Raw genomic sequence first — 11953 nt, 5'->3', positions numbered from 1 at the left:
CCCTCACTGCCCCGCCTGCGGAAGCTGATCCGCGGCAATCTCGCACGGTGTTGATCCGTCGGTCGGCGGTGCAGCGGCCGGTGCGGGCGTGGCCGCCGGCGGCGGTTCATCCGGCGGCGGTTCATCCGGCGGCGCTTCGGCCGTCGGGGGCGCGTCCGCCGGTGGCGTCGCTTCAACCGGCGGCGCACCCACCGGCGGCGGCGCTTCGAACGGTGGTGGCGGACCGTCAACCGGTTTATCCCCGGCGGCCTTGTCACCATTTTCGGGCTGCTCGGATTCGTCCCCGTCGTCATCGGTCCGGTCGTCGGAATCTTCGCGCTCGTCGTCCGGGTGGAACGGATCCCCGCCGAACGCATCCTTGTCGAAGGGGTCGTCGCCCCCGAGCGCGTCGCCCGCCGAACCCAATAGCCCACCCATCGCATCGACGATTCGGCTGGCAAGTCCGCCCAGGCCGCCAAGACCGCTTAGTCCGCCGCCCAGATCTCCCGCGCCGCTGGGCATCCCCGAACCACTACCAAGCGCGGTTCCCAAATCCGGTAACGGAGCGGGATTCGTGGGCGGCACGGCCGCGGCGCAGGCCGCCGCCGGTGCCGCAGCGGCGGGAGCGACCGCGGGCGGTACCGCAGCGGCTGGCGTTACCACAGTCGCCGCGGGCGGAGCCGGCGCGCCCGGTGGGACCGGCTCAACCGGTTGCCAGCCGGGCCCGAGCTCGCCGGGAAGCTCGAAGTACACGACCGGCGTGGCGGCCATCCTGTCGATGACCATGTCGTACGACGCGGCGACCCCGGCGAGCGATGAACGCATCGCGCTCACCCACTCGTTGCGAATGTCGTTGTCCACGTATGGTTTCAGCTGTTCCTGGACGATCTCCGCGGCCGTCCACCGATCCCCGGCCCCCGTCGTGACGGAAGCGGCGGCGGCCAACCAAGTCGGGCGCTGCGCCTGTGTGCGATCGTCGATGGCGATGGCAGTTGCGGCCTTTGCGTCGACCAGACACCACAAGTTGTCGCGCAACGACTCGCATCGCTGGGCCGCAGCGCGCACTTCGGTCGCAAGGGCGCCTGCTTCATCGCAGTGACGCTGCAGGAACGCAAGCGCCGCGTCAGCCCCAGGTCCTGTCCAGGCCGCCGCCAGCTCACCGGCCTGGGCACGCTGGATGCGCAGGCTTTCCGTCACCGCGTCGCCCGCGGCCCGCAGCTCCGCGCAATCATGGTCGAGCGCGTGAAGATCCAGGCCGTCTTCGCTTCCGTACCAGTCGCGGATCTGGCTGGGGTTCGACGTGAGGTCGGACTGTTCGTAACCCAGCGCCTGGCAAGCCCGCACGTATGCCTGAGTGTGCTCTACGGCGAGCCGGCCCTCGGCGAGGCGCTCGGCGACGTCCAAACGATCGCCCACTATCAGGCAATCCGCGCCGCGGCGTACAGCTCGGCATCGGCATAGCGTTCGGCGCCGGACCGCAGGGCGACAGCGATCGCGACGGACGCCCGCGACCACTGCGACAACTGCGCCACAAGTTGCTCCAACTGGCCGCGCAACGCGTCGCCACGCGCGCTGTGCGCCCGACCTGCGGTGGCGCCGCTGAAAGCCAGCCCGGCCAGGTGGTCGCTCACCGCGGCGTCGACGAGCTCGGCGGCGCCACGCAATTGGTCGGCGACCCTATGCACCGCCGCGACGTCGACCCCAGTGCGGGTAAAAGCGTTGTGTCGTACTGGACTATCGAATCTCATGCCTAATCCGACGCCGGATCCCCCGTCGGGGTTCCAGGATCGCGGATCAGCCCTGAGCGCTCACCGCTTCGGCGACTCGCGTGGCGACGTGCCGAGCCACGTCGGCTTCGGGCGCTTCCACCATCACCCGGATCATCGGTTCAGTTCCAGAGGGGCGCAACAGAATTCGCCCGGTATCACCGAGCTCCGCTTCGGCTTGCTCGACGGCGGCCTGCACTGCGGGCGCCGCGGCGGCGGCGGCCTTGTCGGCGACCTCCACGTTGATCAGTACCTGCGGCAATGTCTGCATCTGCGAGGCAAGGTCGGCCAGCGACGAGCCGGTCTGCACCATGCGCGTCATCAGCCGCAGGCCGGTGACGATCCCATCGCCGGTCGAGCCCAGTGCGGGCATCACGATGTGGCCGGATTGCTCACCGCCGAGGCTGTACTCGCCGGCCCGTAAAGCCTCCAAGACGTAGCGGTCGCCGACGGCGGTGGTGTGCACCGTGATCCCAGCCGTGCGCATGGCCAGGTGCAGGCCGAGATTGCTCATCACCGTGGTCACCAAGGTGTTGGAGGCCAGCTCGCCGGCCTCCTGCATCGCGCGCGCCAGCACCACCATGATCGCGTCGCCGTCGACCAGTTCGCCGTTGGCGTCGATGGCCAGGCACCGGTCGGCGTCGCCGTCGTGCGCCAGGCCCAGATCGGCGCGGTGGTCGATCACGGCCGCCCGCAGCGAATCCAGGTGCGTCGAGCCGCAGCCGTCGTTGATGTTGAGCCCGTTGGGCTCGGCGTGGATCGGGATGACCCGGGCGCCGGCCGCGCGATAGGCGCGCGGAGCAGCCACCGACGCCGCGCCGTGGGCGCAGTCGACGACCACGGTCAGGCCGTCGAGCGGTGCAGTGCTGACCTTGCCGACGTGGCGCAGGTAGCGGTCGGCCGCATCCTCGGCGTCGAGAACACGGCCGATTCCGGCGCCGACTTGGCGCAGCCCGGGCCCCCCCGCGACGAGTTCTTCGATCTGGTCCTCGGTGTCGTCGTCCAGCTTGTGGCCGCCCGGGCCGAAGATCTTGATGCCGTTGTCGGGCATCGGGTTGTGCGACGCCGAGATCATCACCCCGAAGTCGGCGTCGTAGGCGCCGGTCAGGTAGGCCACGGCGGGGGTTGGCAGCACTCCGACCCGCAGCGCGTCCACGCCTTCGCTGGTCAGGCCAGCGATCACGGCCGCCTCCAACATCTCGCCGCTGGCTCGCGGGTCGCGACCGATCACGGCGACTCGGCGGCCCGGTCCCCCCGCGCTCGCCAGCCGCCGCGCGGCCGCCGAGCCCAGCGCCAACGCCAGCTCGGCGGTCAACTCACGATTGGCGACCCCGCGAACGCCGTCGGTGCCGAATAGTCGACCCATGCGGATAAACCTCTCACAGTTGACGGTCGTGCACCTAACACATGCCCGTTCATTTCTGGACGAAACCGTGCGTGTTTGTGCGCGGACACGCCGCTAAAGGTGCAGTAGATGCACGGTTGCGGCCAGAAAGTGATCGGCGATCAGCGCTTGCTGTACTGCGGCGCCTTGCGCGCCTTCTTCAAGCCGTACTTCTTGCGCTCGGTGGCACGCGGATCACGGGTGAGGAACCCGGCCTTCTTCAAAGCCGGCCGGTCGTCCGGCGACGCCAGGATCAACGCCCGGGCGATGCCCAGGCGAAGCGCTCCGGCCTGACCCGAGGGGCCCCCGCCGTGCAGCAACGCGAAGATGTCAAAGCTCTCCACCCGGTCGACGGTGACCAGCGGGGCCTTGATCAGCTGCTGGTGCACTTTGTTGGGGAAGTAGTCCTCGAGGCTGCGGCCGTTGAGGTCGAACTTGCCGGTACCGGGCACGATGCGCACCCGCACCACGGCCTCCTTGCGGCGGCCGACGGTCTGGATGGGCCGCTCGAACACGAACGGCTCGCTCGGCTTGGCCGCCGGGGCCTCGGCCGGAGCGGCCGGGGTTTCCGGGGTTTCTGGGGTGGCCGGGGTCTCAACGGCCTCGGTTGTTTCGGTCACTGGGCCACCTGCTTGATCTCGTACGGAACCGGCTTTTGTGCGATGTGAGGATGCTCCGGGCCCGCGTAGACATGGAGCTTGCGCTGAATCTGACGGCTGAGCTTGTTCTTGGGCAGCATGCCGACGATCGCGTTTTCCACCACGCGAGTCGGGTGCTTTTCCATCAGTTCGCCGATCGTGCGCTTGTGCAGGCCGCCGGGATACCCCGAGTGGGTGAAGGCCAGCTTGCTCTGCAGCTTGTCGCCGCTAATGGCGACCTTGTCGGCGTTGATGACGATGACGTAGTCACCGCCATCGACATTGGGAGCGAACGTGGGCTTGTGCTTACCGCGCAGCAGGGTGGCTGCCGCGACGGCAAGGCGGCCAAGCACCACGTCCGCGGCGTCGATGACGTACCACGACCGCGTGGTGTCACCCGCCTTGGGCGCGTATGTGGGCACAGCGCTTACCTTCTTCTTCTCGAGGTGGATCCCGGTGTGACCCGGGTATCGGTCAGGCGTTGACGGTGGGGTGGATCTCGGCGACCGACATTGACCCGAGGCCCCGGCATACCGCACGCCAACCGAGCAGCTTACCGACCCGCATCCCCGCAGGTCAAAATCGTCGCAACAGTCGGTAGCGGGCAGTCGAAGCAAAGCGGGGTCCAACGCCCCGGCCGCCCGCCGGCGGGTTTGAGTCGGTCGAGCTTGATGACTACGGCAACATGCCCTCTTTCCAAGCCCAAGCGAAGAAGGAATCGCCGTCCTTGAAGGGAAGGTACATATCCGTCTCTAGGAGCGCGTCGACAAGCTCCACTGTCTTAGTCCGATCTCGATCGAACAGCGACTTGTAAGCCTCTGCCACGATCCACATCGTGTCGATGGCCTTGACCCTGAGCCGGTCAGCCTGAGCGACAGCCGCACGATCATCCAGCACGGCAACCAGATTGCGGTGGTGCGCGCACGCGATAACCGCTGACTCACCTAGGTGTCGGCACCTGCCGCCACCCAGGGCGGCCTTGACGCGTAGCGCGGTCCATGTCTCGTCGTCGGTCATCGAAGTGTGCACAGCCCAGTTGACTGTGGAAACGCCCGGAATCCCGGGGTGTCTGTCTCTGCCCTTCTCGATTTCGGTGTTGACCTCTGCGGGAATGAGAACCACTCCATGGGGAGCAAGGCTTTGAATAATGGAGGCGTACCCCGCACGACATAGGTGTGTATACGCGCTGGTGTCCATCACCCACTGAGCGGCCTCAGTCACCGTGTCCCGCGAATGACCTTCGCAAATCGTCCAGTGTCCTGGGCGGCCGTTCCGGGAGATCGTCTCGCGTCATCATGCCACGCAGCAGTTCAATGGTGCGGGCCGCTGTCAGTCGACCCGATGTGTACCCCTCGATGCATGCTGCGGCGAAGCTCGGTGAAACGTAGGGGCTCTTGGGTTCTCTTGCCCAAGTCAACTTGAGGTGAACATAGTCGCCTGTTCGCGGCTCTTGGGCAAGCAGCCTCTCATATTCTCTCCAATCGATCAGGCCGAGGTTACGCAGTTGACCTACCGCCGCTGACCAGCTCAGGAGGTAGGCCGCGCTTACAGCAAGCGCGCGGTCACGAGCACTCCACTCGTGGTGGTCGTTCCATAGCCGCAGGACGCCAGACCGAGGGGCAAGGAAGTGAATGGCGAATGCAAATAGCATTTTCTCGCACTCGTCGCCCGCCATCGCGTCGTATGCGTCCCCGCAAAGCCAATGACCCAATTCATGAGCAAGCGTCATCCGGCGTCGACCGGACTCCACATCGCCATTGATCACCGCAACTGCGATGCTTTCCGTGTCAGCAGTAACCTCTACGCATCCACCGTCTGGACCGTCCGGCCCCAAGGGGGCGGCATAGGTATACAGACCGAGCTGCTCACAAGCCTCTCCGAGACTGACTATTGGACGATCCGCTGCTCCAAGATCGTTACGAACTGCGGTGGCCAATAGTTCGGCCTCTTCGTAGGTTTGGGGTGTCCTAGCATCCTGGTTACGTTCCGCCCGGGGGAGGAGATCCATCTCTAAAAGCATGAGGGCGTCGGATGCAAACAACTCGATCGCGTCATCAAGCGCCTGGGTCGTATCGTGACGTGCATCGTCAGGAGCGTTAACAAGGTCCCTTCTTCGGTTGACGACGGCCGGAAGAGGATCATTGACGAAGAACCCAAGCGGACGCTCCAGCGCTTCCGCAATCGCGACCATCTCGGTCATGGTGAGCTTGCGGTCACCGCCTTCCGCACGATTGATGGCTGTGCGGTCGAGGCCGACGAGTTCCCCCAATTTTCCTTGGGAGATGCCCCGTTCCTGGCGCGCCTGGGCAACCCGTTGTCCAAGCGTTACGTGATCCATGTGTGTGATTTTCGCACAGGTACAACGAAAGTGTCGACGCATATGCCCCTGAACTGGCCTTTGTCTGGCCAAGCTAGCTTGTTCACCTCCGGCGCTGTCATCTGGTCGCACTTACTCTCTGGACGTCCTTCCTCACTTAGACATCAAAACGACTGTGCGGTCCTGACGGCTCTCCCCCGCCAGGACCGCACAGAGTCTCGTGCATCGGGCTACCTTCCCCAGGCCCCGGCCGCTCGTCGGTCGGCGTCTGCCACCTCATCCGCGCCGTCGCGTACGGCATTTCCAAGGTCGATTAATATCTCGTTAAGCGCCGTCGCAGCCTGATGCCATCTGAGCTGCTCGGCCTGATATGCGGCCGCGGCTTCGCGAGTCCACAACTGCTGCAACGGAGCGATTTGCGATCTCAGCTCGTCCAGCGCGGCATTGAAACGTGCCGAGGTGGCGTGAATCTCCTGGCGCACGGAGAATTCGATTTCGCTAAAGCTGTACGACAACACGGGATCCACGGACAACTCCGATCAGAGGTTTCCGCCGGCAGCGGCGATGTGGTCGGCATGGATCTGACCGGCCTCCTGCAGAACGGCCTCGTTGTGCCGAATCGTCTCGGCGATCGCGTGCAGGACGTGGTAGAGCCTCGTCGACTCGGCGTTCCAACGATCGACCACATCCTTGAACCGCGCGGCGGCGAGCCCACCCCACACCGACTGCGGCACACTGCTCATGCGGCCGATGAATGCCTGCAGCATCACCCGGATTTCTTCGTTGCGGGCATCGGTGGTCGCCGCGACGGAGCGCATCAGGTCGAAGTCTGCGCTCAGTGTGTTCGGTGTTCCCATACCAAATACGACCCTGCGGACGCCCACTAGGTTCCATTGATCGCGTGCGCAGACCGGACCGCCTCCTCGCACGCGTCCCGGACGGCATCCTCACCGCCGGGCCGGCTCTGGCATCCGATACTGATCCGGACCGTTCCGTCCAGCAGCACGGCCCAGCGCACATGGTGGATGGCGCGCACTTCGCGGTAGGTCACCGCCGGCCGGCCCGCGCTGTTTCCCGAGGGGTTGAAGTCGACGAACACCCCGGCGGGCTCGGCATCGATCGCGCGTTTCAACCGCTCAGCGGTGTCACCCAGCGTCTCCTCGGGCACCGGCGACTGTGTGACGTGCAACGCTACTTCGGGATCTGATGGCGACGTGACTTGCACCCGTGCCGAACCGGGTCCGGCAATCACACGCTGCGTGGGCCAATTCGCGGGCACCCTTAGCGCTACCCGGCCTTCCACTAGAACGGTCGTCGCCGCAGTCTCGGCGCGCGTGACGCCGTGACGGCCCGTTGAGGCCACCGCCGGTACCGCCGCGGCCAGGACGACGCCGGCTGCCGCGATTCCCCTGAGCATCCAGGCGCGCGAACCGACCTTCGGGTTCGACGGCGGTGAGGCCAGCTCGTCGAGGGCCGACAACGACGACTGCGCCGACGCGGCGAGACTTGGCAGCGCGGAGTCACCGATCTCCACCGCCGTCCGGCCACTATTGCGCAGCGCGCCGACGATCAATGTCGAAAGCGCCGCTGCCCCGGCCACCGTGGCCGGCGCATCGATCAGCGTGACCTCCGTTGTCCCGCATGCGATCTCGTCGACAGCACGGGCTACCTGCTCGGCGACTGCGCCGGGTTCCGTCCGGCGGGGCACGGCGACGATGTCGACACCGGCGATCGACACCACCCGTTCGGCGATCTCCACCACCACCGCAGCGTTCGGCTCGGCCTTGGACGACTGCCTCAGCAGCCACGATCGCGGGCGTGCCGACACATCGTCGGCAAGGCCCTTGGCGACCGAGGTCACCAGGCCGACGCGCGACGATGACCACCACGATGGGTGCACCACGACCATGGCCTTGTGTGGCCGCCGCCTCGGGCAGTCCACCGACCGCAGCGCGGTCCGCCACACCGAATCGACGGCGACCGGCCGCCCGTCCACCATGGCCACCGGATCGTCTATCGATTCCAGCGCCGTCCTGGTGATCTCAGCCATCTCGGCGTCGGTGACAGCGGTTGAGCCGCAACACAATCGGCGGATCGCACCCGGGCCGACCTCAATGATTGCGCAATGACCGCTCACGACAGGCTCATGCCGGCGGGCTCCAAAACACCTGTACAAGCTGTTCGTCACCGGCACGTGCGTCCAGAACGCCACGACCCGGTGGCAGCCGGGCGGGGCGGCAGCCTAACAGCGCACCCTCGTCCGGACGTCCGCTCATCACGAGTGTCATGCAACCGAGGTCGCGGAGACCGGCCAGCAGAGGCTCGAACAGGGAGCGCGCCGCGCCACCACTGCGCCGCGCCACGATGAGGTGCAGTCCCAGATCCCTTGCATGCGGTAGAAACTCGGTGACGGCCACTAGCGGATTCTCGGCCGGAGCGGCGACCAGGTCATAGTCGTCGACTACGACAAAGATATCCGGACCGGACCACCAAGATCTGGTTCGCAACTGCGCCTGGCTCACCTCCGGAGGGGGCACCCGCTGTCTCAACATGTCGAGGACGCCCGGCAGCAATGCGCCCAGTGCTGCCGACGACATGGCATACCCGCCAAGGTGTTCCGACTCGATGACACCGAGCAAGGAGCGCCGATAGTCGACTATCAACAGTTGCGCTTCCGCGGCGCTATTGGTACGTACGATCTCGCGGCACAGGGTCCGCAGCGTCGCTGTCTTCCCGCACTCGTTGTCTCCGAGGATCAGCAGATGCGAATGCTGATCGAAATCCAACGTGACCGGCTGCAGTCGGCGCTCCTCGAGCCCGAGCAGGATGCGCCCCGCGAATTCGTCACCCGCTCGGTGGACGGCAGCCTCGCGGTCCACGTGCGCCGGCAGCAGCTGTATCGGGGGCGCGGCCGCCTCGCCGTCACGGCATGCCAGCTCGCTCGGGTCCGTCGGCAGCGCGATCAGCATGTGCAGCCCCTCGTGGGAAAGGCCGCGGCCGGGTTTGTCGCGCGGCACCTGCTGCGCGCGTTTGCGGTCGATTTCGGAGTCGGCGGGGTCACCCAACCGCAACTCGATGCGGGTCCCGATCTGATCCTTCAGCGACGGCCTGATGTCCGCCCAGCGCGACGCCGACAAGACTACGTGTACGCCGAATGAAAGCCCCTGCGTCGCCAGCGAAGTGATCGCTTGCTCGAGCGCCTCGAATTCATGGCGCAGGGTCGCCCAGCCGTCGACGACGAGGAAAACGTCGCCCGGCCGGGCGGAATCGGATGCCGCATCGGTTCGATCCAAGTCCCGAGAGCGGACGATCGATTCCATTTCGGCGACCATGCGCGCGACCAGCGCCGGCTCGGCCCTGCCGGCGACCGTGCCCACGTGGGGCAATGAACGCAGCGGCGCCAACCTTCCGCCGCCGAAATCGAGGCAATAGAACTGCGCCCGGCGCGGATCGTGAGTCGCGGCCAACGCAGTGATCAGTGTGCGCAGTGCCGTTGATTTTCCCGACTGAGGCGCTCCGACGATCGCGACATTGCCTGCGGCCCCGGACAAGTCGACCATTAGCGGCGTTCGGGACTGCTCGAAAGGACGGTCGACGACGCCGATGGGTGCGATCAGGCTGCCCCTCGGAATTCCGCTGTCGCGCAACAGGCTCCCCAACGGAGGTGCCGGACCGAGCGGCGGCAGCCAGACTTGGTGCGCGGGCGGCCCGTGCACTGACAGCCGGTCCAGCACCGCACCCAGGACGGTTGGTGCGGGTGGCCGGCCTGTCCCGGCGTCGCGTGTGATTGGGCCGACGGCGCGTGTGCTGAACGGCTGCACGGAAGGCGATCTCGTCGCGGTGCTGACATCCACCCGCGGGGCGGACAGCGGTCCCGAAACGAATGCGGTCTGGAAACGAATCGGCTCGTCGCCACCGCAGCGCAGGTAACCGGCACCGGGCGTATTCGGTAGTTGATACGCGTCGAGTGTTCCGAGGACGATTCGCGATTCGCTCGCAGACAAAGTCTTCAGGCATACCCGATAAGAAAGATGGGCTTCCAGGCCTCGCAGCCGGCCTTCGTCGAGGCGCTGGCTGGCCAGGAGCAGGTGCATGCCCAACGACCGGCCGAGCCGGCCAATTGCCACGAACATGTCGGCGAAATCGGGATGGTGGCTGAGCAGTTCGGAGAACTCGTCAACGACGATGAACAATGTCGGCAGCGCCGCCGATTTCATGCCGGCCCGGCGTGCCTCGTCGTAGGCTGCGACGCTGCCATGGCCCGCCACCCGCAGCAATTGTTGCCGCCGGTTCATCTCACCGGCCAGGGCGTCCCTCATGCGGGCCACCAGGGGCGCGTCGTCCGAGAGGTTGGTGATGACCGCGGCCACGTGCGGAGCACGAGCCAGATCGAGAAACGTTGCGCCGCCCTTGAAGTCGATGAGGAGCAGATTGAGCACCTCGGGCGAGTTTCGCGCCATCATGCCCAATGCGACGGTGCGCAGCAGCTCCGACTTGCCCGAGCCGGTGGCGCCCACGCAGAGGCCGTGTGGGCCTATGCCGTTTTCCGCGGGCTCTTTGATATCGAGCTCGAGCGGCTTTCCGTCGACCGTCGTTCCGATTTGAACGCGGAGGCGATGGTGGCGGTCCTGGCTGTGCCACAGTGAGACCGGGTCGAAACGGGAGAGGTCGCCGAGCCCCATCAGATCCGCCCAGCCCGGGTCTTCGCTCCAGCGAGAGGCCACGTCGGCACGGTAGGCGGCCAGCCGCCGCGCACAGATCAGCGCATCGAGGGCATCCATTTGGTCGGGGCGTTCCAGCGCCAAAGTTTCGCCGGCATGCTTGATTGCCAACGACGTGCCGAAAGCGCCAACCTCGAGGATGATCGCGTCCGCGATCACACCGGCCGCGACGCGGGCGCCACGGTCGCTGATCACCAGCGCGTGCGGTCCACTCATACCGGCCAGGGCTTGCTGTGCTTCTTCCGGGCTTCGATACACCATTCGCGCCGATCCCAACCTATCGAGCGCGGCCGGATGTTGGTTGTGCGGCAGCCATTTCAGCCAATCCCAGTGACATCTGTTCCGCTCGCTGATCACGGCGATGATCAGCAACTGGTCCGGAGGATGCAATACCGCGAGTTGACATACCATCGCACGCAGCACTCCGCGCGCTTCGCCAGCATCGCCATCGATCGTTACCGTCGTAGCCGCCCGCAGGCTAATCGCAATCGGCGCTTCCTCGATCGTCGAGTGCGCGCGGACAAACTGGTCCAACGCCGTTGCGGTGACCGGGTCCGCGAGCTCCGCGGGCGGGATTTCCGGGGCCACCAAACGCGTGGCGAGCGGCTGGGTTCCGACGCCGACTCGGATGACGCAGAAGTCGCCGTCCCTCGCTTGCCGCTCCCACATTCGCGGTCCGCCGATCATCGTCCACAACGTCTCGGGATCTGGATGCCTCCATCTGAGTGATGAACGCTGTGCCGCAGCGGTTTCCGCGACCGTCGCGCGCAGGCGGCTTAGATATGCGAGGTATTCGACTCGATCGGCGTCCATGCCTCCGCACTGCCGACGGCCTCGTCCGGCGACCGTCGTAGCAATCATCGAACCCAGCATCATCACGGGAAATGCCAGGAACGTGGGATTGCGGGTTACGGTCGACCCCGAGAAGAAGGCCGTTGCCATAACCCCAAGACTCACGAGGGATATGAGAACCGGCACCAGGTGCACCAGCAAGCCGGACGACGGGGAGCGCGAGAGCTCGGGTGGCGCGGCGATGTTGACGTCCGCCGTCTCGACGGGCGGCGGCGGATGGCACACCGCAGGCCCGAAAACCTCAGTCATCCTGACCCCTCCCACCGTTCGACGAACGGTAAGGAGCACCCGGATCG

The 11953-nt window shown here is 66.2% G+C and carries 11 protein-coding genes; all 11 read right to left on the bottom strand.

Features of this window, described 5'->3' with window-relative positions; translation table 11 throughout:
• Positions 1-3 precede the first annotated feature (3 nt).
• The 11 genes from A5747_RS17280 to eccCb all read right to left on the bottom strand — a co-directional run bounded on the left by A5747_RS17280 (position 4) and on the right by eccCb (position 11906).
• Positions 4-1395 carry a hypothetical protein gene (locus tag A5747_RS17280; protein WP_076126363.1) on the bottom strand — a complete coding sequence of 464 codons (1392 nt, stop codon included), beginning with the start codon at positions 1393-1395 and terminating at the stop codon, positions 4-6.
• Between the two features lie 2 nt (positions 1396-1397).
• On the bottom strand, positions 1398-1727 hold the full coding sequence (locus A5747_RS17275) for a type VII secretion target (RefSeq protein ID WP_076126361.1): 330 nt from the start codon (positions 1725-1727) through the stop codon (positions 1398-1400).
• Between the two features lie 46 nt (positions 1728-1773).
• On the bottom strand, positions 1774-3111 hold the full coding sequence (glmM, locus tag A5747_RS17270; RefSeq protein ID WP_076126359.1) for a phosphoglucosamine mutase: 1338 nt from the start codon (positions 3109-3111) through the stop codon (positions 1774-1776).
• A 140-nt stretch (positions 3112-3251) separates the two neighbouring features.
• Entirely contained in the window at positions 3252-3749 is a 498-nt protein-coding gene (gene rpsI / locus A5747_RS17265; protein WP_076126357.1) for a 30S ribosomal protein S9, read from the bottom strand.
• A complete protein-coding gene (rplM, locus tag A5747_RS17260) occupies positions 3746-4189 on the bottom strand; it encodes a 50S ribosomal protein L13 (RefSeq protein ID WP_076126355.1) in 444 nt (147 codons plus the stop codon). The genes rpsI and rplM overlap by 4 nt, the downstream gene beginning before the upstream one ends.
• A 253-nt stretch (positions 4190-4442) precedes the next feature.
• Complete coding sequence (locus A5747_RS17255; RefSeq protein WP_076126353.1) at positions 4443-4988, bottom strand: hypothetical protein; 546 nt, start codon at positions 4986-4988, stop codon at positions 4443-4445.
• Positions 4981-6105, bottom strand: a complete 1125-nt coding sequence (locus A5747_RS17250) for an ImmA/IrrE family metallo-endopeptidase (RefSeq protein WP_076126351.1) — start codon at positions 6103-6105, stop codon at positions 4981-4983. Before A5747_RS17250 ends, A5747_RS17255 begins: the two co-directional genes overlap by 8 nt.
• A gap of 209 nt (positions 6106-6314) precedes the next feature.
• Positions 6315-6617, bottom strand: coding sequence for a WXG100 family type VII secretion target (locus tag A5747_RS17245; RefSeq protein WP_142245627.1), 303 nt, complete (start codon positions 6615-6617; stop codon positions 6315-6317).
• 6 nt (positions 6618-6623) lie between these two features.
• On the bottom strand, positions 6624-6941 hold the full coding sequence (locus tag A5747_RS17240; protein WP_076126347.1) for a WXG100 family type VII secretion target: 318 nt from the start codon (positions 6939-6941) through the stop codon (positions 6624-6626).
• 26 nt (positions 6942-6967) lie between these two features.
• On the bottom strand, positions 6968-8221 hold the full coding sequence (locus A5747_RS17235; protein WP_076126346.1) for a type VII secretion-associated protein: 1254 nt from the start codon (positions 8219-8221) through the stop codon (positions 6968-6970).
• A gap of 7 nt (positions 8222-8228) precedes the next feature.
• Entirely contained in the window at positions 8229-11906 is a 3678-nt protein-coding gene (gene eccCb, locus A5747_RS17230) for a type VII secretion protein EccCb (RefSeq protein ID WP_076126344.1), read from the bottom strand.
• Positions 11907-11953: the final 47 nt, after the last annotated feature.

The sequence above is a fragment of the Mycobacterium sp. IS-836 genome, assembly GCF_001954275.1.
Lineage (GTDB): Bacteria > Actinomycetota > Actinomycetes > Mycobacteriales > Mycobacteriaceae > Mycobacterium.
This window is presented reverse-complemented; position numbering and strand designations above follow the sequence as displayed.